Consider the following 26,413-nt stretch of genomic DNA (forward strand, 5'->3'; position numbering starts at 1 on the left):
CAAAATAAAACGAATCCCACCTCTTAATTGAGTTTAGTGGAAATCCGGACGACTGTCACGGTATTCAAATTCCGCTTTAGTGTCTTTCTAGTTCAATATGAGAAATAACTTCCGGAAACCTAAAAAGACTATAGATAAAAGAGGAGCCTTTAAAATGATTCAGCAAGATATCAATTATTATAAAAATTTGGACTCAATCGCTAAAGAAGTGTTAACACTATTAGCTCAAAGCATTGATGTGAATACATTCTTCCTTTCGATATTGAATCCCATACAGAGTTTTATAATCAAATCCTTCAATAGAAATGCAAAGTTAATTTGTGAAGGTGACATCATTCCTTATAATATGGTTTATTGCAAATTAGTTGTTGAGAATGGCTTGGAACCACTCGTTATCCCGAATTTAAAGGAACATGATTTGACTAGTGGACACCCTGCGACGAAGTTTATTGGGAACGGTTGTTTTATGGGGGCCCCCCTTATAAATGAGGGTGAAATCATTGGTACATTATGTGCATTCGACATTAAACCCTATGATTTTAAAGAGTATGATCTGATACTCATTAAGTCTTTGGCAGCTTTGATTAGTCAAACCATCATTCTTGAAAATGGAATTATCAGGGATCCTTTGACAGGTCTTTATAATAGGCACTTCATCTATAATTATTTTGATTATCAAAAGGATAAACAAAACGATGAAATGGCCATTCTTTACATCGATCTTGACCATTTTAAATTTTTCAATGATTCCTTTGGTCATGATGCTGGTGACGAGGTTATTAAACAGGCAGCTGGATGTCTTTTGCAAACCGTACCCGGTGACAGTCATGTGGCTAGAATCGGTGGAGATGAATTCATTGTATTATTACATCCATCTCATTGTGAGAATTTAATGAAAAGCACACAGCAAAGCGCTGAATTATTATTGAACCATTTATCCACCATGCCCATTCAAATTAATGGAAATGATCAATTTGTATCGGCTAGCATAGGGATAAGCTTTTATCCACATAATGGTACGGAAATGGAGTCACTTTTGACAAAAGCGGATCGTACGATGTATAAGGCTAAAGAATCTGGTCGTAAGAATATTCAATACTACCACCCGCTATGATTTTCCGAAAATTCAAAAAAACCAGTTCTCCTTAAGAGACTGGCTTTCTTTCACCTTAAAAAAATCCAACGTTTAGCTTTCAACCTTTGCAAAAGCTTGAGCAGATCAGCATTTCCCTTATGTATCCGTTTCTCGGATGGTGAAGCGGAGGGGGCCGGGATGTTGACTCTCTCGGGTTTTTTGTTCATATTCTGAAAGACCCTTCCTATTCTTTAATTTTGAATAGTATATGCGGGTTTTCCATTAAATATCATCAGGCAAAGGAAAAACCCCTGCCCCGTTTCTTATAAAACATTTTTTAACCGGCTGAAGCGATCAGCTTTTTCTTTTTGTTTCAGGATAATGCGTTCGTTCTGTTTCATCACCTTTTTAGTATGGGGACTTAATCCTACATCGGGTATTTTCACCTGTGGTTTGATTACGGCAACTGACACTTCGCTGCCAGCTTTATCATAAATGCTCATTTATCCTTCACCACCTGGGTTATGTTTTATGACCATATCGAACATCATGATTAATAATGCTATTAATAAACAATCGACTTCTGAAACGAAGCTTTCTGATTTCACGTCAAGGATATAGGGTTCCATCAAAATGCTTACAGGCTGCAGAGCCATTTTCTCTTCATCATTATAATACGTATCTTCTCTTTCCAATGTAGCACGAATGGTACTGCCATTCAAGTTCGGATGCCCATTTATCACCAATTGCTTGTCCTGTTCCGTTTTGAAAGGAAGAATTTTCACGTCCATCCCTTCCTTTGCTGCATAAGCTTGAAGGAGAATGCTCAAATAAGCCAAGTATTCCTTATTCGTTTGATAATACTCAGGAATCCCTTCTTTCTTTAGGAGATGAAACATATTCTTGACCTTTTCCCTATTATCCGTTAAAAGTTTGTCACTTTCCGCAACAGCTCTTGTTGCATAGGACAGTTCGTTATCGCCAATTTTGGATATATACATGCTCAAGAACACAAACATATCAATCAGGATAAATACGATAGCCATAATCAAAAAATTTTTCCACTCATTAAATATACTCATCGGATAGAAATTCCAATAAATCAATGCTCCCAGTATAAAAATGACATACCAGGTTTTTCGAATCGCTTCAATCCTTTTCGTTACCTTGTCTTTATATTTCCAAGAAAGAATGACATAAGCCAATAAAGCAAAAAATACTACCCATACAAAGACTCTGAAAAACATTAACAATCGATTTATCACCCTACCCTTCATCCTGCTGCTACATTTCTTATTCCGTACTCTATATTATTCATTATATATACCTCTATTCCCTGCCTAGGGCGTGCGAAACTTAGCCACTGTCGATGAGTTTTCACTTGACTCCCAAAGTGAGTTTCGAGTTAATGAATCATCGGTTCACATCTATAGACCTGAAGGGTAAATCCATATCATTTCCATTGAGGGACATCGCATTAAATAACCTTATATATTCTGTGATATGATAAGTTAACGAAAAGGTCTGATTAATACGGGAGGAACATATTCATGCTGAAAATTATTAAGATCATCATTTCTTTTTTTATATTATTGTTACTTTTCCTTAACCTCTATCCTCCGCTAGGGAGGCGGACAAACAAAGAAAAAGTGAGAAGATTCACTACAAAAGAGAATTTTGCCAAGGGTAAATTCCTCAATCAGATTCCTGCTGGTCAAGCGATGAGCCTTAAACATACTGGTTCCATTTTAAGGGATTACATAAAAGGCAATCCAAAAAGGAGGCCCGACCATCCAATCGTAATAGGAGCAAAAGAACCTGCATCATCTGTGAATTCCAATAAAATCACCTGGTTTGGTCATTCTGCATTCATGTTGGAGTTGGATGGTAAAACCATTTTAGTGGATCCAATGTTTGGAAAAGCCCCCACTCCCTTTCCTTGGTTTGGAAACAAGCGCTTTAGCGGGGAGTTGCCTATCGATTTGGATTTGCTGCCTCCTATCGATGCCGTCTTACTCTCACATGACCACTACGATCATTTGGATTATTTCTCAATAAAGAAGTTAAAAGATAAGGTCGGTCAGTTCATTGTTCCACTCGGTGTCGGTGGACATCTTGAAAGGTGGGGCGTGAAAAAAGAACTGATTCAGGAACATAATTGGTGGGATGAAGTTTCATTCAAAGAGTTGCAATTTGTTTGTACGCCTGCAAGGCATTTTTCTGGAAGAAGTTTAAGCGATGGCAATACGACACTTTGGTGTTCTTGGGTAATTAATGGCAAACAAGAAAAGGTATTTTTCAGCGGCGACAGTGGATATGGTGGCCACTTTAAAGAAATCGGCGAAAAATACGGTCCTTTTGATTTAACTTTAATGGAATGCGGCCAATATGATGAGCGTTGGTCAACCATCCATATGATGCCTGAAGAAACTGTTCAAGCACACATCGATGTAGAAGGAAAACTGATGATCCCCATTCATTGGGCAGGTTTCACATTGTCTTTTCATGACTGGACAGACCCGATAGAACGGGTAACAAAAGCGGCCAATGATCATGCCGTACAGGTCTGCACACCTCAACTAGGCGAGCCAGTAATGATTGGGACAGCAGATTTCCCTCAAACAAAATGGTGGAAATAAAAATGGTCCTTCCCGAATGGGATGGACCATTTTTATTCATTTCGCACTTTGTTCCCCTTTATATTCAAGATTCACTTTTATCGAATGCTCTTTCTTCCCGCCAAAATAATTCGTGCCTATTACACCTAAAATGATTAGTATCGACCCCAATATATCGTAGATCGTAATCTTTTCATCAAGAATGAGAGCTCCTGCAGCAATCGTGACAACTGTGGAAAGATTTGCAAATACGCTCATTTGGGACGCTTTGATCTTTGATAAAATCGTATTGGATAATAACGAAGTGACCAATGAAGCCAATATTCCCAGATACAAAATGGAACTGATGAATTCCATACTCGACCATGGTGTAAAAAATCCCGGCATCGTTCCTTGTTTTAGATGGGTGAAAATTGCGGCCACGTTAAAAATGACAAATCCTGTTCCCATCATGAAAAAGGACATTTCACCAGGTGTAAAATCCTTGGCAAGTGAACGGGTCATCGTTGTATAACATGCCGTTGCAATACAGGATAGCAAGATCAACACCATCCCAAGCATGTCAGAAAAATTGATCGTACTCCCTTTCACCACGAAAATAAAAATGACCCCAATTACAGACAAGATAATCGAAAGCTTTTGATATAAAGATGTTTTCTCCTTCAGGAAATATCCAGCTATCATCAATGTTAGAATTGGAGTGACTGCAGATAGAATTCCAGCATCTGTGGATTGTGAATACTTAAGTCCGAAAGTTTGAAAAGCAAAGAAAAGAGTTGGGAATAACAAGGATAGCGGAACCAGATTTTTAACCGACTCCCAGGAATAGTTCACTTTAATGACTTTAACGGCGACAAGGAATAAAATGATGACGAAAGAAACGGTGAATCGGAACGCCAAAGTATCAAGCGGATTCGATTCTGCAATGGCCATTTTGGTGAATAAGAAAGATAGGCCGACAATACTTGCATGAAAGATGGCTAACATGTATGCAAAAGTTCGGGATTTCATGGATGCAACTCCTTAACTAGATTACTATATTTCCTTTTTAGGTATAGTACCCTTTGCATCTGTATTGCAACCCAAGTTAGAGTTAAAAGATAAAGTTGGCATAAATTCCTCCTTTGAATTAAATGAATTAAAATGCTGCAGTTAACGTTCATGCGGTTATCACTTTTTTTCATAAGATATAGATTAAGAACACCGTTAAGTATGATCATGTACAGTTTCAAATATGGTAAAATTTCAACGAGGAAGCGAGGTATACATATATGTTAGTTACTACAGTAATATTCCTTATGGCAGGATTGGCGGAAATTGGTGGTGGCTACCTTATTTGGCTTTGGTTAAGGGAGGGTAAATCCATTTATCTTGGTTTAGCCGGAGGTTTCGGGTTGGTATTATACGGTATCATTGCAACTTTCCAAACGTTCCCTACTTTTGGACGTGTATATGCTGCATATGGCGGGGTTTTCATTGTTTTATCGGTTTTATGGGGATGGGGCATTGATAAGAAAACTCCTGATTTATATGATTGGATTGGAGCAGTAATCTGTTAGCTGGGGTTTCAATCATGATATGGGGACCTAGACAGTAAAAAAATTAAAGGGCCTTATGCCCTTTAATCAGACTGTAGACAAACTCAAAGAAAAGCGAGTTAGCCTGCAGTTTTTTTAATTTAAAAAACGTTCCAGCTTTTCAGAACCCCGCTCCATTTCCGCCGCCTGTCTGCCAAGCGTCTGGGTGTCTCTGCTAGCCGGTTTTTCTTGCAGGAGTGTCGCAAATGCTTCAATCCTGTGCCGTATAAAACAGTAAAAAATCAGGGGAATATAACCAAGTCTTGTTTTAAAATCATGAAAGGGAATGAGACCATCCTGAACCTATTTTTGAATATTCAGACTACAGACCACGAACTCTCCTAATTCCGGCAACATCACCTTACATGCTAGTATGTTGACCACCCTTGGGAATCCCAGTTTAAATCGTTGATTAACAGATTGGGTGTACCATTTGCTAAAGCATCATAGGCATGTCTGACTATAATATCATTATTTAGAATGTCCGAATGTCCAGGGCCCCTCCATCTGTCGTTCCCTGCATCAAAAATAGTCCCTCCGCCATACATCATATTCATTCCATTTTTATCATAGTACGGACCAGTTATGCTTGTCGATCTGCCAACAGCCATTTTATACGTGCTGTTGACTCCCTGGAAATAATTATCAAGGTTTCCCATTATTGACAAGTTTGCTGTCACTCGGGACATACAATTTTCCCCCTCCGAATTCCGATGGTCATACTATTAAACTAAGGATTGAACCCTTCTTGATACGCCAAAAAAGCCCTCTTATCAAAAGAGGGCTAAAAGGGGTTCAGAATTTGAGGTGATGAGGATGCTTTTTAAACATGATTCCTTGATACTCTCGTGTTTCCTTTCGAACCAGCAGCTATCATTAAGAGGCTATAGAAAATCTTTTCGAACAGGTCTGTATCTTTCAAGCGTCGCTTAAAATGACTGTAGGAGAAAGCGGCCCTGAAAACGCATCTTTCATCAAGTGATGTACCCGAAACAACTGATTCAAAGCAACAAGTTCAACTCCTCCGCAGGTAGGGTTTCTATCTAAAAGTTGATTGGAGGGGAAGGAGCGAGACTCCTGCGGGCACAAGCCAAGGAGGTACCCGGATCGCCAGCGAAAAGCGAGTGCCTTGCGTTCCAGTCAACGTTCAAATTGTACAAGCCATAAAAAAACTGTAGTCAAACTCGATTTTCATCGAGTTTGACTACAGTCCTGAGCCCTCTTATCAAAAGAGGGCTTTTACCTAATATAGGATCAAGCTTCTAAGGCTTCTTTACGCTTTCTTTCCTTTGATTCAGTTATTAGATCATAACCAAGATAAAGGATGATGGCTCCGCCTAATAATTTTATATATAACGGAACGTCCGCTACAAAGAAATAAATCATAGAAAATAATGTCCCTATAATGCATAACCAAAAAATAATATGTTTTAAAAATTTCAAAGTAATGACTCCTCTCAAAAGATGAGGTAATTTCTAGTTCGCTCCACTTTAAGGAGGAATTAATTAACCGTACCATCATTCTAACATTTATTCTTTATATAATGGAGTGAATCGTATTGCGAAATTATGAACATTTATGGGTTATCCATATTTATATCCTTACAATCGATTTCTTCTAGCGCAGGACAAATGCCAGGACTTGTCAATTTTCATAATTTTGATAGGAACCATGACTCCGCTAACAGAAGGTAATTATACATAAAATGACAGCTAGGTATCCCTTCACTGACATTTCATGCATTTGATTTTACATGATATTCATTTTATTGGACTCTACCGCCATTTCTTCAGTTTGTTCCTTATGATCATTTTTGTAATAAGCCATTTTCACTGGAACGAATGATAAAGCTACCGCGGCAATAAGACCCGGAATGGCGAAGGCAATGAAATTCAATTGGATGGGTAGCGAGATGGATAATAAGAATCCGCCAAGAATGGGTCCAAGCATACCGCCGATCCTTCCGATTCCAGATGCCACTCCTAGTGCAGTCGATCTAATATTTGGTGGATAGTACTGGGAAACATAGGCTTGTACAAGGTTTTGGGCACCGATGGTACAGGCTCCTGCAATCGCTACCAATGTGTAAATCACGAAGGAACTTCCACCCATTCCCAATAGAGTCAAACTGACTGCCCCAAGCGCATACATCGGCACAAGCATTTTCTTGGATCCATAACGATCACAAAGTTTAGCGATGATAAGCGTGCCTATGATAGCTCCCCCTTGAAGAACGATCAAGAAACCTAAGCTTGAATTCAGCGCATACCCTGCCTCGATCATTAGCTTTGGAAGCCATGTATTCAAGCCATATACCATCAATAGGCACATGAAAAAGGCGATCCAGAACATCAACGTGCTCAGGGCACGGGAATCCTTAAACAATCCAACAATCGGCATATTTGTATCCGTTTTTTTCACATCTACAATCTCGTCCTTGATGTCGAATTCACTCTCCGGACTGACCCTGGATAATATCCTGATTAACTCCTCTTTTCTGTTAACTCTAATCAGATGCGTCGAAGCCTCTGGTAAACGTTTCATCATGAAGGGTAAAAATAACAATGGTATTCCTGCAAACCAGAATATTGATTCCCAACCTAATGTCGGCATAACCAGGATACCCAGTATCGGTGCAAGCATCCCTCCGAATGAATAACCGCACAAAACGATCGAAACGACCATGCTCCGCATCCTTTTCGGTGCATAATCCGTCAATAAGGCAATGACATTCGGCATGATGCCCCCAAGACCTAATCCCGCTAAAAATCGGAAAGTCGAAAACATTGTAGGCGTATTCGCAAATCCACATAAAAGCGTAAACAAACTAAATAAAATCAGTGTAATCGCTATTACGTTTTTTCTGCCAATCCGATCTGCTAATGTACCAAAGAAGATGGCCCCGAACAACATTCCAAATAGACCGTAGCTGCCCATAGCCCCAGCTTCCACAGAAGTAAGGTTCCACTCCTCCGTCAATAGCGGGACGACCGTTCCGTAAACGACAAGGTCATAGCCGTCAAAAAGGATAATGATAAAACACCATGCCAGCAATCCAAAATGAAAGCGGTTGAACTTACTGTTGCTAATTACCTCGGTCGTATTAATTCTTGCCATAAAATTTTCTCCTCTCCTGGTGACTACAATAATTCTCTCAAAATGACAGCGCTTACGTAATCCTTTAAAAAAAATATCGATACACCCATATTTTATACAAATAGTGAACTGAGTTATCTAATTATTATTATAATGGCTAATTATCTGATATTTCAATAAAAACTTTCATAATAATTAAAGCTTTAAAATGATCCAAGACAATACAAGGGATATATGTTTTCTGAATTGTCCTTAAATGCAACTAGCTATAACGTATCTGGACATACGTATAAACAACAAAAAACCAGTCCCTTAACGGAACTGGTTTCTAATTTAAAAAAGGTAAGCCGCCATTGCCGTATTCAAGTAAGAAAGTTTTAAACCACCACTCCTCAAAGTGGGTGTTTGCAAAAACAATCCTGTTGTCCAAGTCAGTGACGAGGCATAACATTCCTGTTTCGATGTAAAACTCCCTATTACAGCTTAAAGGTTAAAACTTAATTATCATTACGAACAACGCAGCTTGTATAATTATAATACCTAAATATCATCAATCTTGCAAGTTTAATAATCCCAAGCACCCAAAAAATTATCATGTTAAACGAAATTAGTTACATGATCAAACGGCAGAACCAAAGCGACATGTACTTACTCCCCCCTTTATTGGGTTTCCTAAGCTGGGTAAGATATATTTTTAGAAATATTGTGCAAGATAAAATTAGGACAGAATAGCAAGTGTTTATCTTACGGATGTCTAGTTTCGGATGTTGAACCTGACAATAAATACTAAATAACCTTTGCAAATACTTGTCAGGAGTCTATAATATTAACTAACAGATTTGATTGGAGTGACTAGTTATGCTTTCAAATATTGGTTTTCCCGGCTTAATTTTAATCCTTCTTTTAGCTTTAGTTGTTTTTGGACCGAATAAGCTTCCTCAAATCGGACGGGCCGTCGGCACCTCGCTTAGGGAGTTTAAGGATGCAACCAAGGGAATAACGGAAGAAATACAAGAGGAATTCAAGGAAGACGTACAAGCTGCAAGGAAAGAATCGATAAAATGAAAAATGAAAAAGACGCCTGCACGCAGCAGGCGTCTTTGATGCGTTTGAGGCGCAGAACCGTCAGGCCACATCCCGACGTTTAGCTAAAAGCTTGTTCTTCGACTTACACAAATTAGCTCATCGCTTTATTAATATAACATTAATTCTATTTTATTTCAAGAGATTTATTAAACGGCCTTCCTTGGAATTGAATGTTGATCCAAATTCTATAAACGTTTGTTCTTATCCTGTACACCGCTTTGAGTTTTTTTATTAATATATTCTATCGAGTTGTTTATTAAAATACAAAAAATCACATAATCCCCCTTTAAGCCCGTTCTTCAAAACAAATCCTTGAACTTCATTACAAGTTCATCGTCATTTGGGTCAATTGATCCGATGAAACGGCAACTTGATTGAACGCTTCATTAATTTCATCGAATATATCATTCAGTTCTGTCATTTCCTTGGTTATTTTAATATTTTGCTCTTTTACTGAAAGCATGGCCTTTGCTATATCGGTAAAAAATATGCCCGATTCTTTTCCTTGCTTCGTGCCTTTAGTAATCTCCCCGCTAACCATGGAAATTGAAGTATTCATTACATTGGTAAAATGAGCAATGCCACTAACCAGCTTCACCACTTCCGAAACTGATTGCTTGGTATTTTCCGAAAGCTTCCTTACTTCACCGGCAACAACCGCAAATCCCTTGCCATTATCACCCGCTCTTGCCGCTTCAATCGCTGCGTTCAATGCCAACAAATTCGTTTGTTCGGCAATAGAAGTGATAATCGTGACAATTCGTTCAATTTCCTTTGATGTATTGGATAGCTGTTCCATATCTTTTGAGATGATCGTCATTTGATCCTGTGTTTTTATCAACCTTTTCTCTAACCCATGTAACATTTCTACACCTTCATTCGATTTCCCCTCTGCATGTATCGCAATCTCTGACCCCTTTTGAGTGAAATCATGGATTTCGATTACCTTATTTGCCATTAATTGCGTTGCTGAACTTGTCTCTTCACTGATTGCTGCCAATTCTTCGGCATTTTGATTGACCTGTAGTTTAATCATTTCTTTTTCTTCCAGGCTTTGTTGACGAATCTTCTCATTTTCAAGTTCATATGCTTCTAAAACTATTTGCTGCTCTAAATTAAAAATTTTAGTGACTGCCAGAATGTTATCCTGATATTGCTCTTTATTCTTTATATTGGCCATCACATGAATGATTATTGATTGCAGTAAATCTTGAAAAGCACTCATATACCATTTTGGCTGTAGTCCAATTCGCACATGTACCTGTGCGATAACATAGCGCTGTTTTATGTAAGCATCATCAATGGTACCGCTAAACATTTCGAACATATGACGATGCAGTGTCTTTTTCAACCTATCGATAGAACTATTGGCCGAAATGATTTTCAATAAAGAGGATTCATTTTCTAGATTTTTATAAAAATTTTCAACAATTTGGGTCAGATGTTCTTTCACTTCATCTTGTAAAGAACGAATGATGCATAAATCCCCGATCGTCAAATGAATCATCTCCACTTGTGTCAATACGCTCGGATACTCCCTGATATTGATACCGACTTGTTCCTTAAATTGCAAATAGTCTATTGAATCTATCTTTTGTTTATTTCGCCATAAACTTTTCATGATGAATTGCCCTCCAATTTTTTCTACCCATATATACTATTTCGACATAAAGCCTGTTAATCTTTAACTAATTTGATAATTTTCCCTCTAAACAAGCTAATATCACACAAGACTTATGAACTATATGGACCAAAACAAAAAGACACTCCAGAGAGTGTCTCAGCCTGTAGACAAATTAGAGAAGAGCCAGTTTACCTACAATTTTTTCTTTAAAAAAAGTTCCAGTTGATTTCAGAAATTCGCTCCCTTTCCGCCGACTGTCAGCTAAGACTCCTCGCCGCAAGCGTCTGTGGGGTCTCGCCTAGCCAGTTATTCGGCAGGAGTGTCGCAAATTTCTTCAATCTAGAGGGTTTAATCCGAATAAACAAGTAAAAAAACATGAAGGATAATCAAGTTTTCATTTAAAATCATGGTTCGGGGTGAGAGCATTCCGAACCTCCTTTTGTCGTCTGACTGAGACACTACAGAGAGTTTCTTTTTCAATGATTATTTTTCCTGCTGGTTAAGGTTGGAATGTTTACGGGAATAAGTGAAGTAAATAACGACTCCGATAGCCATCCAAATCAAGAACCTTATCCATGTATGACTTCCCAATTGAATCATCAAGAATACGCAAAAAACGATTGCTAAGCCCGGAACGAGCGGTACAGCCGGACAATAAAAAGCACGTTTCATATCCGGTCTTGTTTTCCGTAAAACGATGACCGCTACGGAAATCATCGTAAACGCAGTCAATGTTCCAATGTTGACCAACTCAGCCAATTCACCAAGCGGTATGAATGCTCCCAGTAAGGCCGCTATCAATCCAAACATCCATGAAGCAGCATATGGTGTTTTATATTTCTTATGAAGTCTTGATAAAGATTTAGGCATCAGCCCATCACGTGACATCGCAAACATTATCCTGGTTTGGCCATATAACATCACCAAAATAACCGTTGTCATTCCGAGGAACGCACCTAGATCAATGATTCCTGCAACCCAATTTTGTCCTGCGCTTTGCAAGACCAAAGAAATCGGGTGATCGAGAGCCGTGCTGAATTGTGCATACGGTACCACACCTGTCATTATTAAACTCACGACCATGTATAGCACAACACAAATGACAAGTGAACCGAGTATTCCACGTGGTAAATTCTTTCCTGGATTTCTTGTTTCTTCAGCAGCAGAAGCAACCGCATCAAAGCCGATGAAGGCAAAGAACATTAATGCGGCAGTTGAAAATACCCCATCGATTCCAAATGGCATGAATGGCTGCCAGTTTTCCGGTTTCACATAATAAATAGAAGAAACGATGAACAGCAAGACTACCAACACTTTTATGACGACCATTATGTTATTGATCCTAGTCGTTTGTTTCGTGCCTCTGGAGATCAATAAAGTAATCGCCATTACTATCAAAAAGGCTGGCAAATTCATATAAGTAGTGACACCATCAACCGAACCCGGTGCTGCCGTGAATTTCTCTGGAAAGTTAATCCCGAATCCACTTAAAAATGATTGGAAATAGCCTGACCAGCCGGCCGATACGGCACTAACGGCCAATAAGTATTCAAGGATTAAATCCCAGCCGATTATCCAAGCGGCAAATTCACCTAGAGTTGCATAAGCATACGTATAAGTCGAACCGGAAACCGGTACGGAAGCTGCAAATTCCGCATATGAGAGTGCAGCGAATAAACAGGCAAGACCTGCAATGACGAACGATAATGAAAGTGCAGGACCAGCATTTACAGCACCAGTACCTGTTAATACAAAAATGCCTGTACCAATGATCGCTCCAATTCCAAGCATCGTTAAATCCCAAGCGCCTAGTTCCCTTTTCAATCCCTTACCGCTGGAACTTGCGTTTATCAATAAGTCCTCAATGGACTTCTTTCTAAAAATACTCATGCTATCTCCTCCATAAATTTTAAAAACTATTCTGAAAATTGCAGACGAATAAATTAACTTGCTATTTATATCGGAGAAATTTCGACAAATTCCTACAATGCCTGAATTATCTGACTTTCAAATTATACGTATTAACACTTCCATCGTCAATGGATTATTATTGTAAAATTCTGTTTTTGATTCTTCTACATAATGCAAGAATTAGCATTAAACAGAATTATCCTTCATTATCAATACATTCAGTAGTCACCTTTGTAGTTCACCCTGTTTTTAGATCGACCGTTCATTATCTTAATATCATCAATAGTAAAATACTGAAGTGTTCCCTGTAATCTTGTATTTTGGTTTTATTGAGTTTTAACATTATTTATCCTAGATGGATTTAACGTTCATTTTTCCATATGTATTATTATGAAATAATACACCAATATTATTCTGATCATTCACGCACCAATAGTTTGACGGAATCAAAGTACATCTCTATACTTATTAAGTCTTAAAAAAAGTACGGGAATCATGCTTAATAATTGAAGAAGGTGACATTCATGGATTTTACGATTACCTATCTGTCTTTTTATTTAATCCAAGTCGATGGAAAAGGCGATCAGGCTGATAAGCGTTTTAAACATTTTCAAACTCTTGATACCCAGGAATATGAAGAAAGTCCTTTAAAGGATTTTTTGGATGGGGAATTGATGAAGATTTCCAAACGAAAAGTGGACCGTCATCCAAAAACTGAACAAATACCGACGAAAATCGGTTCTTTTATTGTCGAAGAAGGACATGCACTGGATTCCAACCCTAATTACAATGTATTTAACCGTGTTCGATATGCTAAAACGAAAGAAGAATTCCAAGAGGAAAATGAACAATTCACGCGGTCATATATTGATACTAGTGCCGTCCGCGGCGGTGTCTTCATAATCGCATCGGCTAAATTATCGAAATATCTCGATGAACCATTCGTTTTCTTATTAAAATGTGATTTCGAGCCAAAGGTTGCTTCCATTTCGGATGAACGGACCCTGATCAGACACGTTGAAATGGCCATCACCACCAAAAATATGAAATCCATTCAATATCCCTACATGCCCGAAGAAGGTATGGTAGAAGAAGCCGAACTGAAAATCCACCAGGCTTCACATGCTCGCTACTTCGAGGACTTTTTGAAATTCGTCGAATATGGTGAATCAATGCCGGAAATCATGAAAAACCAGGTCATCCACATGGTCCATGAGCATGTATCCGCTCAATTCGAAGAAAACAGTGACGAACTGCAGAAATTCGAACAGGACCTGGAAATCTGGGAAACCAGCGATAAAAGGGAAATCCAAGAACGCCTTGAAACCCACCAAGTCGTCGAAGCCACTGCCCAGATTGTCGAGCATACACCTGAAGCCGAACTACGAATGAAGCTTGGCAGTACATCTATCAAAGGACTGTTAGCCGATTTTGGCGACAGCATCCATTTAGGAAAGATTAACGGCAAGTATGTATTAATGATAGAATCCAATACGATAGAGTTCGATAAAGGTGTTTCGCCGATTGAATTTCATAGGCCGGATGATTTGATGGAGATTGTGGAGCGGATTAGTAGGAAAAGTGTTGGGGATTAAACAGGGTTTTGGAGGGTTTTTGTGATCATTGTTGTGATCATAAAAACAGTGCTATTTAAACGTTTGTGATCGTTTGTGTGATCAATTTTGTGATCAAATATATGCTCTAAAACATGTTAATAAGGGTTTCCTTTAATAAGTACAATTAGAATATTGAATCAAAAAGACAGTGAGCGAATCTTTGCTCACTGTCTTTTCGTTAATGACTAAACATTAGGTTATTTGATACACATCCTGCACGTCATCTTCGATTTCACGCTTTCGATCATTTACTTTTGGCATGACTGTATAAAGAGATACTATAATTTAGATTTTCTATATCCAGCAGATCTCGCTTCAGCTTCTGTACAGAATGTTTCTTCAGGTTCAGTCTTATCATAAAACTGGCCTGAAGGCACATGGTAAATCTTATCGCCTGAACTTGAAATATTACCTCGAATGTTTAAACATGCATGTTCTTCTTTTTCCTGTTTCGCCTTCTCAGCCTCTTCTCTCTCAGCTTTTTCTTGTTCTTCTTCTTCCTGTTTCGCCTTCTCAGCCTCTTCTCTCTCAGCTTTTTCTTTTTCCGCTTTTTCCTGTTTAGCCTTCTCTACCTCTTCTCTCTCAGCTTTATCTTTTTCCACTTGTTTTTTATTATCTACCTGTTCAGTTTTCTCTTTTTCTTTATCATCATCTTCTTCATTATCATTAAACATTGCTGAACAGCTACCTAAAATAATAATTATAATAAAAATTAAACAACCACAGCCAAAACACCCTCCTTTCTTTTTCTTTTCTTCTTCGTTCTGTGAATTAGACATATTATGTATCCCCTTAACAATTGATAAAATGCTATAAAATTATATCACTGAAAACCAAAAAAGCGGTTATTATATATTGAATTCCAATTGTTTTGTTTTTATAAATGATCACTTGCCCTTTATTCTTTCAACTCTCCCCATGTGTGTGTATCTGCATCATAGAAATTTATATCAAGCTTGTTGGATTTCGTCTATTATTCGTTTTTCCACACGAATTCCTTCTGTTCATAGTATGGGCATAAAACAAAGAATCTCCCAAAATGTAACACTTATTGAGACAGCGTCATTTTATACAATAAAAAACAAATTCGGATTATGGATATTAAGTTTCAAAAACATTTCTCTTATGCCACTTAAAAAACAATTTATTTTCAGAATGAATCTGAATTTTAGATGTTGGTAATAATCCATACTTCAAATAATCTTCATTACAGATCACTGAAGAAATGTGCAAACGTCCTTGTCCATCAAATGCAATTAACCCTTTATCATACAGGGCATCATGATTACAACAAAGAAGTACGCCATTGTATGGATTTATACGTTCTTCATTTGTGCTATCTTTCCAAGGTTTCGAATGGCTCGCTCGTAGTAACTCAGGTAAGTCAATACTGCATAATGCGCATTTATACTCCCACAAAGGCATAAGGCACTTGCGAAACTTCTGTTGACCTAAACGAATTTTTGTTTTTACTTCTGATTCTGTTTCTGCAATAACTGGAACTAATGTATTTCGTTCTGTTCTTCTCACATTATCAATCGATAACTCAAGCTGTTCCTGGTCTACTTGATATATATTTAAATCACTGATTAAATCTAGAAGTTTAATAGCCAGTTCCTCATTACAAGGATATAAATAGCCTTGATTGCCTTTAGCATTTTGTTGAAATGCTGAATACTTAATTGGAATGAACGGGAGAATTTCTATAAAACTATCTCTAACATTTAATGGTACATCTAACTCATGGTATTCTAATTTCACTAAATAGCCCTCATCGTTCCATTTGCTATGATTTTGCATATTAGAAGGTTTAGGAGCATTTTGATAATTATCAATTGCAACGCTAATTGCAACAAGTAAACCTTTTACATAGTGAAAGATTCGATCGCCTTTTTGTACCTCTTTCATACGTTGCCAAGAGTGCGGTACATTTCCTCCTTTATCTTGTTGTGGCGACCAAATAATCCCTAGATCTTTTTCCTCCTGATAAGTGTGACCTTGCATAACAATAAAATTATTCAAATTGCTTCCCCCTAAACACGTGCTGTTGATACATTCTATTTTACATTATATGTTCTATTAAAATAACACCTTCCACCTATTCGTCTCAGATCGCCAATATCGTCCTGTGTAATAGTCCGACAGCAAAATCTAAGAACAACACAAAAAAGGTTGATATACGTCAGTCACTCTTGATTATTTCTAACCAGAGAACCTTAATAAATCAACCCTTGGAGAGATTCGGACTCCGACCGACGCCTTAGAAGGACGTTGCTCTACCCAGCTGAGCTACTCTATATATCGATGTTCTTCTTTCGTTCAGTATAACGGTCAACTTTTCGACTTAGACCGTAAACATATTTTTCATTGTAGCTCAATAGATCATTTATAACAACACATAGGAACTACGTTAAAAATGAAAATAACAAATGATCTTTTCTTAATTAATTAAAAAAACTACATTTTATATTTCTTATTCCAATTCATCATCAGCAATAGAGTAATCTGCTGCTATTCTTTCTAACATTTTTCCGTGAATTAAAAACCCGACACTATTAAATACTACAATTTCATATCTTCCAGTAGTTTCGTTAAATCTAACTTCCCCTGTGGCTGAGAATACCAAATTATTGAAGTCATTAAAGTATCTTTCTAGATAATGAAACATTCCAATATAACGGTTATTGGCAGCAAAGAATGCTTCTTCAAACTTTATATCTACCTTAATTTTATTTTTCTCAACTACTATTACAGTATTTGTACTATTATTAATTTTCACCCTTTTTAAAATTCCAGTAACTGTTCTTGTTTGTCCTATATCTCCCTCTTTCAATGCATCTGCATTTTTCTTAAATAATCGAAAACCGTCAGTGAGGGTAGTTTCATCTATTTCATCTGGATTAGATACTATTCTATGCGCAGGTGTCGAGTCCTTACTTCCTCTTATTTTGTCTCTTTCTCTTTTGGTTCTTCTCTTCTCTCTATCTCTTTCCAACCTCTTAACTTTTTCCGCTTCAGTCATCATCTCTAATGCAAACGCTTCTCTGAGAGACCTTATTATCCTTTCATCACTTGCTAAACCAATAACTTGCCCTTCTGTTCTTCTTCCTTCACGAGATCTTGTTTTTTCGAAATAATAAAGGCATGTTTCTATATGAGGGCTTTCCCTCCACGTCCTAAAATGATCACTATTATTATCTCTAAAAACATATGAAAGTTTAGCAGTACAATTTGTTGTTGTACAATAAAGATGACCTTTATACTTATTATTATAATCAGCAGCGTTTATGTTATTTATATCAATCAATTCCTTCTTATTGTTTCCCATATAATAGGCTTCATAAATACTAACCAAATTAAAACACCTCTCTTTTAAAGTCACATACTATTAGGAATATAATTACATATTACTATAATTTTTTCAATAATTTGTTATTATTTACACATTTTTTAGATATTAATTCTCACTTTTCGGGAATAATAGTGAGTAATAAGTAACAATAAAAAAAGAGACGGTATACGTCTCTTAAATTGCTAGGAATAATATATCAATACGTTCATCTAACTTTTGATAAAGAATGATATTTAGCATGCCATAAAAAATACTTAGCATTATCCTCATTCCAGCCTGCTATTTGTCTTTCTTTTAATTTACTTAAATGCTCTTCTAACATTTTAGTTGTTATTTTTTGATTCACTACTATTCTTCCTTCTTCAACGGTAATGTATCCTTTCTCAAATAAATCATCACAACCAAATTTACACATCGGCATTACAATATTTTTATAGTCAAGTTTCTCTTCATTGGAACAGAAAGATCTTTTTTTAATATGGGCTGCAACCAAAAATGGAATTGGATATTCCTTACCACATATTCCACATCTGCCGACTGTCATATTCCCAAAGAGTGCTTTTCTAAGAAAACCTTGTTCAGCTCTGCTTTTAGTTTTCCCTTCAATGTCTAGCGTATCTTTATTGAAACTCTCAATAATATCCTTGTATTCAATCTCACTCACTGGCTGAACAACCGTTTCACTTTCCAAGTCAAAATAACTTAAAAGGGCATCACTCTTTTCTTCATCAAGAACACTAAACCCTTGAACTTTGAAATTTTGTGAATAACCTACAATCTCATTGAACAAGGAGATTGGTATGTCATGTTCTCTGATTTCATCAAGGAAGTATATAAATTCCCAAGTCTCTCCTTTTGAATTCCATCCCCATAGATTCTCCGCAAGTGGGACGTTATGTATTTTGTATGTTACATACCCATATGAGTACAGAACTTTATTGGCTGAAAAGAACGTTACATCGGCAGGTTGTATTTTACTCCATTTATTCGCATTGACTTTATTTACTCCAGCTGTTACTCCCCATGTCGGAACTAACCCACTTGGGTACAATTCTTCCAAGCGAATAAGCTCTTCCGTGGAAATGAACGGTTTTATTCTAAGTATGTCGACAGGTCTTACTAGTGTATCGACATAGTGTTCTCTTGCATCTTTATTTCCAGTGGGTTGAAGAATTACTCTACTCATTTTGTACACTCCTATGTATTCATTTGACACCGTAAGCTTTTTCAACAGGATACTTTAATCTTTTCTTTTGCATTTTGTTTTCTTCTAGGATCAAGATTTAAGTCATTTGCTAATAGAAAGAAGCGTAAATTATCAGTTCTGAAATAATGTCTTCAATTTTAGTCCTGCAAGTCAAAGTCTATCAAGTTCCTTTAATCATTCCTGACAGTTATAAAATAAATACGTTACCCATTCAAAAAATTTGTTTTTTTCGTTATTTATGACTAAGTACTTTTTGTATTAGTCACCTGTATCTGTATAATTCTTGCGTCTGATTCGATTCTAGTATACTTTTAAAACCATATTTTCTCCTCTGTAAATTTACTCTAAGTCGAATCTTTCTTATGCACGTTTCTTACTTTACTATAATGTATCATCAAAGTTTACTATTTCTTTCTCTTTTCATTTATGAAATACTCAGTAAACTTCAAATAAACGTTTTCCTCATCTATAAAGTAATTGTCATTTGTAGCTGCTATTTCTGCACTTAATACATCGGTATTAATTTGCCCTTTTAAAAAGTCCACCTCTAAAAACTTTACGATGAATTCTGTTAGCTCTTTTTCATACAGTCTATCTTCTTTGTCAATTTGATTACCTTTGTTTAGTTTTTTCAGCATTATTAAAGCATTTTTAAGCCGTTTAATCTTTCTTGGCTCAACATTAGATGCATACTTTTTAATGGTTTTTTTAATTACTTCCATTTCATGAATAGTAAATGATACTAACTTTTGTTCTTCTTTATCTAATCGAAAGTCTCCCTGCTCTATTTCTACACTTCCATGTTGGTCCGATACATGGTTTTTCTTTAGTGCTTCTTGCATCTCAATATTTACTGCACTTTCTTCAGACTCTCCCATACCTCCGAATAGTTCTTGCACTAACGTTGTATAATCAATTTTTTCTTCGAGATAAAGCGATAAGTCCAGATATTTATCCATAAATTCCTTACCTAGTTTATAGTAGTCAATATAGGCATCCTTTTGTTCACCTTCTACAAATCCCCTGTAGTCTCTGTAGCTATGAACAAGTAACTGCTTATCATTTAAAGTCACACTTTTACCGATTATCGGGAAAAGAATATCGTGATTAAATGAAAATAGAAAAGAAATTACAGACTTATTCTGATCAATCTCACTAGTAGATAACTCATTATTTAGTCCTTTAAATAGCTGAATAAGCTCGATAATGTCAGGTAGCAAGTCCTTATGAATGCGATCCAATTCATCTAGAACTAATAATATCTTTAGATTTTTTTTCTTAGGGATATCGTTTATTAAAGTCAACAGTTGTTTATATTCATTAACACTTTTAATGTAGCTACTTTCTTCATTCCTATCGTCAAATAAAAATACATTTTGTTTAACTAACGATAAAATAGTTTTAGTTATCGTATATAAAAATGTTAGTATACTTATAAGAGCTAACACCTCTTTAAAATCTTTGGGTAGTAGCATAGTTGGTAATGAGGATTTAGAAAAATTATAGATAAAAAAAGACAGCGATAAAATTACAAGAGATGGTAACCACCATTGCCGCTTTGACCAAGCTATCAAATTCTTAATAAAAAATTTCGTTTTAAGTGACCAAAATTTAGACCCAAAAACATTCTTTTTTATATCTTTTACTGAAAGATCGTCTAACAGCTTTTTAAGTATACTAATCCAAAGTTTGTCTTTTTTATGCATAAGTGAACAGTCAACTTTACATACAAAATAATGGTTCTCAGTTGAGTTCCTTTTCCTAATAATATTGGTTATCATTTCCACAACAGAACTCTTGCCCATTCCCCATCTAGCAAAGATTCCGAAATATATAGGGGAAGACTTACCCTGAATATATTCAATATAAAAATCACTCAACTCCTTAACGAGATTATCTCTTCCTAATAAATCTTTATGTGCTATTTCATCAGTCATCCCGTCTTCACCGTTTGGGAAGACTCCGCTTATAGGTTTTATAAGTGTTGCACTTGGAAGTTGAAGGAAGCTTAACAGGGCATAACTCTTATCCTCATCTAGAACTGTAAAACCTTGCACCTTGTAACTCTCAGAATAACCAACTATGTCGTTGAATAAAGAAATAGGTATATCATGTTCTCGCACTTCATCAAGAAAGTATATATATTCCCTTGTTTGTCCATTTTCATTAAAACCCCAAAGGTGTTCAGCTAGTGGTTTATTATGTATTTTAAAAGTTACAAAACCATATGAGTATAGTACTTTGTTAGCTGAAAAAAAGGCAACATCTGCAGGGTGTATCTTATTCCATTTGTTCACATTAGGGCTATTAACTCCACCAGTTACTCCCCATGTAGGAACAAGTCCACTTGGATAAAGTTCTTGTAAATGTTTAAACTCATCACGTGTTAAGTATGGTTTGATCCTTACTATATCTACAGCACGAACTAGAGTATCAACATAGTGTTCTCTTGCATCTTTACTTCCAGTGGGTTGAAGAATTACTCTACTCATTTAGTGACACCTCTACAATTTTGTATATTTTGTTTTGACACCAAAAGCTTTTTCGACAGGATATTTCCTAATATTCTTTTTGATTTTTTCCTTAACAACCTCTTCTATATCTAAATTCAAGTCATTTGCTAACAGCATAGAATAGATAATCACATCCGCTATCTCCTCTTTAATGTTTCCTAAATTATCACCTAACGCCTCTTCGCTACTTTTCCATTGAAAGTTCTCTAACAACTCACTTGCCTCTAACGAAATCGAAATAGCTAAATCCTTCGCATTATGAAACTGCTTCCAGTTCCTCTCATCTCTAAATTCCACAACAGCTGACATCAATTCATCTATACTGTTTTTTCCCATACATATTACCAACCTTTCACGAAGCTCATTTAGGATAATTTTACCACAATAATATTAAAGGCACTTACATATTAGTATATGCCTCTCATCAAAATTAACTTTTTGAATTAATAAAATCGATATTTCATTAATTGGGAAATAACAGGATGTTAAGTTGACCTACAATGTACCTTACACAAAGAAAAAGAGTCTTTAAAAGTGGGAATATCCCCCCAAAACTTCATAATAAAAAGGATGAGGTAACTCATCCTTTTTATAATACACTTTTCTCCTATATAAAGAGTTTCGGTTTTGGGCAGTTTCAAACAAAGAGTAGTTTATTCCTTTATAGAACTTGTAATTTTTCCTCTTTTATACTTTGACTTTGACGAAATTCTAACGCCTTCATTGTTGTAGTAAATTCAACCGTTGGATCTATGCTTTGTATGATGTTCTCAAGATTTACAATATCTGAGTAGAAAAACTCTTTACGCAAGTTAATTTTGTTCACTCTATTGACTTTAAGAGTTTGATGCATTTTTTGTTCTAACCCAACAGCATCATCACTAAATACCATAGCATGGATATCAAATTTAAAAGGTACGGATGCATCACCAAGCTCGTCAATACGGTCTAGTGGATTTAAACGTCTTGTCATGCCTATCTTAAACATATTATCACCGAACGAACCAAGGTTGGATATCACATAGACATATCCAGCTTTACCGTTTGCCCTTTTTAAAATCTCTTCTTTTTGTTCCTCAATTTTTTCAACTTGTTCTACTAATTCTTTTAATCTTGCTTCAAGTTTAGCAATCTTATCAAGGTCGGTTTCCTTACTTATCAACTCTTTATTATTACTAATCTCTTTCAAGTATTTCTCTTCTTCCTTTTCAATTTTCTTTCTTTCTTGTTCAAGTATGCGTTGTTCTTCCGCTTCTTGTCTCATTTGCTCTTTAATGCGACGTTGTTCCTCTTTCTCTTTTTCCTTTTGAACATAATAACTGTATTCTATTTCAATAGCATTATTAAATAATGGTTCTAATTCCGAGAGAAATCTAGTGATTGTTGGTAATATACTTGCATTCCCATTACCACAAATCGTTAAATACTTATCCGTTAAACTTTTAGCATTTTCTAGTGCTTTATCTAGATTTGTATAACTAAGTGTGTACAGTATGTTTTGTAGTTCAGCTTGCAAACCAATAACCATTAGGTGATAGATGGTTTTGTTTGCTTTTGTGGTATAACGGGATTCATAAGAAGTAAGTACCTTCTTAATTTCCCTAATATTAGCATTCATATCTTTCCGCAGTGTTTTAGAATCTTTATGATGTAAGTCAAGTTCAATGATAGTGTTTAAAACCCCATCACCTAATGATTTTTCTAGTAACTCCAGTTCTTGTTCAATAACAGTATAATCCACTGCACTTGGAAACTTTTCAATTAATTCTTTTATACCTACTGATTCACTTTTAAATTTTGTAGCCGCTTTCTTTAATTTGGTTAATTCTTTGTTCACTTTTTCGAGATTTTCTTCTGCTTCATTAGCTTCTTCTTCTATCTTATCTTTTTTACTAATCAAGTCACTTAAATTACTTCTCGTGGTAACTTTAAGTTCATCTGCTTCTTTTTTAGCAGTCACTATTATTTCTTCAGCTTCTGATTGAATAGATGCTTTAGCTTCGGCAATTGTTTCAGAGATTATTTTTTCTCTATTATTAGTTTTCTCTACTATTTCTTTCAAATATGACTCTTTTTCTTGGATAGTTTTGTTTAAATTAAGAAGTTCTTTAATTTTTTTAAACACAGTTTACCCTCCATGTCACTAATTTTTTGATGTTTGTCTTCTATATAGTATGAGTAAAAAGTTTAACTCATTCGTTAAAACATATCATACTAGAATGCTATTTGATTAATATTTCTTATTAGCTAACTTTATTATTTTTTTGTTTATCATAGTCTCCAATATAATGATATAAAGTTGTTCTTGATAATTAAATATCTCACATATTTCTTTCTTAGTTTTACCATTTTCATATATTTCATCATACCATTCATTTGTTGTTATGAATGAGCCTTTCTTCCTCCTCCTTTACGTCCTCTTGCCTTTGCTGATTCTACTCCACTCTTTACACACTCATTAATCTTTTCCGTTTCTGCCACTGCAACAAAGAATTGAATTAAAAAACGTCCCATTGTTGTAGACGTGTCTGTTTGTCATTTTAGTTCGTGCTTTTCGCACTGCTAATTTAATAGTAAATGTCCTTTAAATGTTGCCTTTGAAGAGCAATGAAATTGATAAATAAGTAAGAATAAAAGCCTCCTATTTACTGGAGGCGTTTCTTTTCACAAAGCAGTATGATCTGTTCGAATCGGGTCTATTCGTGACGTGTGCCTATACCTACTATGTACCTAACCCATAGATGAGAGGGCTATTAATGTGGGAAATACCCCCCACCTTTTCTACACGCATTATGGCTCTACGAGGAAAGATACAATTTCTACAACCACATTACCTTCCTAACATGTAACGGTGGTTTTCCTTTAACATTTTCTAAATATTCGACTTGAATTATTTAGAAGTTTGATAATGTTTTTCCTTGATTTCATAGTAAAGCCCCATCAGATTTAAGGTCGTCTCCATTCCTTATCACAATTGAATTTATTGCAATTGATCAACTTCGTAAAAATAAACTTCCTGCTGAGTAGTAGTAAACTCTGTATATATAATTGATGACCATCCTTTAACTTTATCCAATACTTCACTTCATCCGATCATACCAAAGTTTTTGGTAACTAACTTTAATCGTAATCGTCATCCCTTTGCTATTGATTTCTTAACCGCTCTATATAATGTAGCTCTGCTTATCTTAGTTATTTCAGATATCTCATTAACCGTCAGTTTATTTGTGTCCCTGTTGTTGAAAAGCTCAAGAGCATGATGTAATCCTTTATGCTTGTCGGTATACTTGCTCGGTCTTCCTTTATATACTCCTCTTTGCTTTGCTAGCTCGATGCCTTCCAATTGCCTTTCCTTAATCATGTCAGCTTCAAATTCGGCAATACCACTTAATACCGTTATCATTAGTTTACCAATAGCAGTAGAGGTATCTACCTTATCACCACCCATATTTAAGACAACAAGACTAACATTCTTTTGGTTAAGTAACTCAATTGTGCTTAAAGCGTCCTTTGTACTTCTAGCAAATCGATCTAACTTTGTAACAACCACAGTGTCACCTTCTTGGACTGTCTCAAGTAGTTTGTTAAACTCCTCCCTGTTATCCTTCTTTCTACCACTAACCTTTTCCTTATATATCACTTCACAATCATTGTCTTTTAATTGATTAATCTGTGCCGTCAGATTCTGCCCAATAGACGAAACCCTACCATAACCATATCTCAAATATTATCACCTTTTCTAAAACATTTATGAAACATGTATATGATACATTATGAAGCGGCATTAATACTTGGTCAAGGATGTGTTTCAATTGGGTGTACTTAAATGAGATGAATATATCTAAATGAAGACCCAACGTTTGAAGGAAAACAGTTACGATTTATTAAATCATGTGCTTGACAAACAGTTATTTCAACGAGTATATGAGCATCATTGGGCAAAATAAGTCACTCATTCCCCCTTAAACTCTATTTAAGCTAATTTATTCATATATAAGTTGTTCGCTAGTAATAAAGAGTATATTAATAAATCTGCCAGATCATCTTTTATGTTTTACTTGTTTTCATTAAGTGCTTCCAATTTTAATAAAATGCTAAGTCTTTCGGATTATGTAACTGTTTTCAATCGTTCATCCCTGTTCTTGAATTTCCCGTCATTTTAGTCCTCCATATTCAATCATTTTGAAATTGTTACTTTAATGATTCTTCATCAGTTAATAAAGTAGAATATGTTACTCCTTACATAAATATGGCTCATCATGCCATATACCATTGTCAATGCTGAAACCTTTTGACTTTGTCCTCTGTATTTTTTTTAACCATACTACTGCTTCTTCTTGGATACTATTACACTTATATCCACTGCTGCTTGGTGTTTTTTAATCATTACGAAAAGTAATTCTAACAAAAACAAAAGTTATAATGTTTGAGATTTTCATGAATAGTCCCTCCAATTAAGGAAGGGTTTTTTTATTAGTCAAAAAACTGAATAAAAAGCTCATCAGGCTGAGTAGGGTTTTTAGCAATTTTTTACACATCACGCATAGGAGGAGCTTTAGCTATGATATAACTAGTGAGTTTTTGTTCGAAATAACCTGCACAGTGTCATCAAGCATGAAAAAGGATGAAATATAATAGTCATTTCTGACAACTAGTAGTAATAAATTGGATAATTTGATTCATCGCAACTTCTACAGCTACTCTCCCATTAAAACTGCTGATCTACGCCAAACCAGT

At 35.9% G+C, this 26,413-nt stretch carries 19 protein-coding genes, 1 other RNA gene and 2 pseudogenes; 5 read left to right on the forward strand and 17 right to left on the reverse strand.

The window, feature by feature from the left end:
• Positions 1-154 precede the first annotated feature (154 nt).
• On the forward strand, positions 155-1,114 hold the full coding sequence (locus tag QUF86_RS19965; protein WP_289335359.1) for a sensor domain-containing diguanylate cyclase: 960 nt from the start codon (positions 155-157) through the stop codon (positions 1,112-1,114).
• A 284-nt stretch (positions 1,115-1,398) separates the two neighbouring features.
• On the opposite strand, the gene QUF86_RS19970 is transcribed toward QUF86_RS19965, so the two are convergent.
• Positions 1,399-1,578, reverse strand: coding sequence for a hypothetical protein (locus QUF86_RS19970; RefSeq protein WP_289316477.1), 180 nt, complete (start codon positions 1,576-1,578; stop codon positions 1,399-1,401).
• Positions 1,579-2,340, reverse strand: coding sequence for a type II toxin-antitoxin system SpoIISA family toxin (locus QUF86_RS19975; RefSeq protein WP_289316478.1), 762 nt, complete (start codon positions 2,338-2,340; stop codon positions 1,579-1,581).
• A gap of 285 nt (positions 2,341-2,625) precedes the next feature.
• Here QUF86_RS19975 and QUF86_RS19980 point away from each other — a divergent pair, with 285 nt between their 5' ends.
• The gene (locus QUF86_RS19980) at positions 2,626-3,714 is read left to right on the forward strand and encodes an MBL fold metallo-hydrolase (protein ID WP_289335360.1); all 1,089 of its coding nucleotides are present in this window, start codon (positions 2,626-2,628) and stop codon (positions 3,712-3,714) included.
• 36 nt (positions 3,715-3,750) lie between these two features.
• Here QUF86_RS19980 and QUF86_RS19985 read toward each other — a convergent pair whose 3' ends face one another.
• Positions 3,751-4,704 carry a DMT family transporter gene (locus QUF86_RS19985; protein ID WP_289335361.1) on the reverse strand — a complete coding sequence of 318 codons (954 nt, stop codon included), beginning with the start codon at positions 4,702-4,704 and terminating at the stop codon, positions 3,751-3,753.
• A gap of 260 nt (positions 4,705-4,964) precedes the next feature.
• On the opposite strand from QUF86_RS19985, the pseudogene QUF86_RS19990 reads away from it, so the two are divergent.
• Positions 4,965-5,290: pseudogene (locus QUF86_RS19990) on the forward strand (YnfA family protein).
• A gap of 348 nt (positions 5,291-5,638) precedes the next feature.
• Here QUF86_RS19990 and QUF86_RS19995 read toward each other — a convergent pair.
• The 4 genes and pseudogenes from QUF86_RS19995 to ssrS form a co-directional block, all read right to left on the reverse strand.
• Positions 5,639-5,911 (reverse strand): annotated as a pseudogene (locus tag QUF86_RS19995) (family 43 glycosylhydrolase); the annotation flags it as partial.
• 613 nt (positions 5,912-6,524) lie between these two features.
• The gene (locus QUF86_RS20000) at positions 6,525-6,713 is read right to left on the reverse strand and encodes a hypothetical protein (protein ID WP_289316482.1); all 189 of its coding nucleotides are present in this window, start codon (positions 6,711-6,713) and stop codon (positions 6,525-6,527) included.
• Positions 6,714-7,020: 307 nt separating this feature from the next.
• A complete protein-coding gene (locus QUF86_RS20005; protein WP_289335362.1) occupies positions 7,021-8,388 on the reverse strand; it encodes an MFS transporter in 1,368 nt (455 codons plus the stop codon).
• A gap of 319 nt (positions 8,389-8,707) precedes the next feature.
• Positions 8,708-8,895: non-coding RNA, 6S RNA (ssrS, locus tag QUF86_RS20010), on the reverse strand.
• Between the two features lie 330 nt (positions 8,896-9,225).
• Between ssrS and QUF86_RS20015 the strand changes: the two genes are divergently transcribed.
• Positions 9,226-9,432: a twin-arginine translocase TatA/TatE family subunit gene (locus QUF86_RS20015; RefSeq protein WP_289316484.1), complete on the forward strand. Its 207-nt coding sequence runs from the start codon at positions 9,226-9,228 to the stop codon at positions 9,430-9,432.
• Positions 9,433-9,775: 343 nt separating this feature from the next.
• On the opposite strand, the gene QUF86_RS20020 is transcribed toward QUF86_RS20015, so the two are convergent.
• A complete protein-coding gene (locus tag QUF86_RS20020; protein ID WP_289335363.1) occupies positions 9,776-11,074 on the reverse strand; it encodes a globin-coupled sensor protein in 1,299 nt (432 codons plus the stop codon).
• A 486-nt stretch (positions 11,075-11,560) separates the two neighbouring features.
• Complete coding sequence (gene bcaP, locus QUF86_RS20025) at positions 11,561-12,967, reverse strand: branched-chain amino acid transporter BcaP (RefSeq protein WP_289316486.1); 1,407 nt, start codon at positions 12,965-12,967, stop codon at positions 11,561-11,563.
• 545 nt (positions 12,968-13,512) lie between these two features.
• Here bcaP and QUF86_RS20030 point away from each other — a divergent pair.
• Positions 13,513-14,583 carry a DUF3900 domain-containing protein gene (locus tag QUF86_RS20030; RefSeq protein WP_289335364.1) on the forward strand — a complete coding sequence of 357 codons (1,071 nt, stop codon included), beginning with the start codon at positions 13,513-13,515 and terminating at the stop codon, positions 14,581-14,583.
• Between the two features lie 299 nt (positions 14,584-14,882).
• Here the strand turns inward: QUF86_RS20030 and QUF86_RS20035 are convergent, their stop codons facing one another.
• The 8 genes from QUF86_RS20035 to QUF86_RS20070 all read right to left on the reverse strand — a co-directional run bounded on the left by QUF86_RS20035 (position 14,883) and on the right by QUF86_RS20070 (position 25,400).
• Positions 14,883-15,383, reverse strand: coding sequence for a sunset domain-containing protein (locus QUF86_RS20035; RefSeq protein WP_289335365.1), 501 nt, complete (start codon positions 15,381-15,383; stop codon positions 14,883-14,885).
• 322 nt (positions 15,384-15,705) lie between these two features.
• On the reverse strand, positions 15,706-16,626 hold the full coding sequence (locus QUF86_RS20040; RefSeq protein WP_289335366.1) for an HNH endonuclease: 921 nt from the start codon (positions 16,624-16,626) through the stop codon (positions 15,706-15,708).
• A gap of 451 nt (positions 16,627-17,077) precedes the next feature.
• Positions 17,078-17,932 carry a hypothetical protein gene (locus QUF86_RS20045; protein WP_289335367.1) on the reverse strand — a complete coding sequence of 285 codons (855 nt, stop codon included), beginning with the start codon at positions 17,930-17,932 and terminating at the stop codon, positions 17,078-17,080.
• 229 nt (positions 17,933-18,161) lie between these two features.
• Positions 18,162-19,142, reverse strand: coding sequence for an HNH endonuclease (locus tag QUF86_RS20050; RefSeq protein WP_289335368.1), 981 nt, complete (start codon positions 19,140-19,142; stop codon positions 18,162-18,164).
• 425 nt (positions 19,143-19,567) lie between these two features.
• Positions 19,568-21,655: a P-loop NTPase fold protein gene (locus QUF86_RS20055; protein ID WP_289335369.1), complete on the reverse strand. Its 2,088-nt coding sequence runs from the start codon at positions 21,653-21,655 to the stop codon at positions 19,568-19,570.
• Positions 21,656-21,667: 12 nt separating this feature from the next.
• On the reverse strand, positions 21,668-22,012 hold the full coding sequence (locus tag QUF86_RS20060) for a nucleotide pyrophosphohydrolase (protein WP_289335371.1): 345 nt from the start codon (positions 22,010-22,012) through the stop codon (positions 21,668-21,670).
• Between the two features lie 325 nt (positions 22,013-22,337).
• Positions 22,338-23,801 carry a GIY-YIG nuclease family protein gene (locus QUF86_RS20065; RefSeq protein WP_289335372.1) on the reverse strand — a complete coding sequence of 488 codons (1,464 nt, stop codon included), beginning with the start codon at positions 23,799-23,801 and terminating at the stop codon, positions 22,338-22,340.
• A 1,008-nt stretch (positions 23,802-24,809) separates the two neighbouring features.
• On the reverse strand, positions 24,810-25,400 hold the full coding sequence (locus QUF86_RS20070; protein ID WP_289335373.1) for a recombinase family protein: 591 nt from the start codon (positions 25,398-25,400) through the stop codon (positions 24,810-24,812).
• Positions 25,401-26,413: the final 1,013 nt, after the last annotated feature.

It is taken from the genome of Peribacillus sp. NJ11, from assembly GCF_030348405.1.
In the GTDB taxonomy this organism is placed as follows: Bacteria; Bacillota; Bacilli; order Bacillales; family DSM-1321; genus Peribacillus.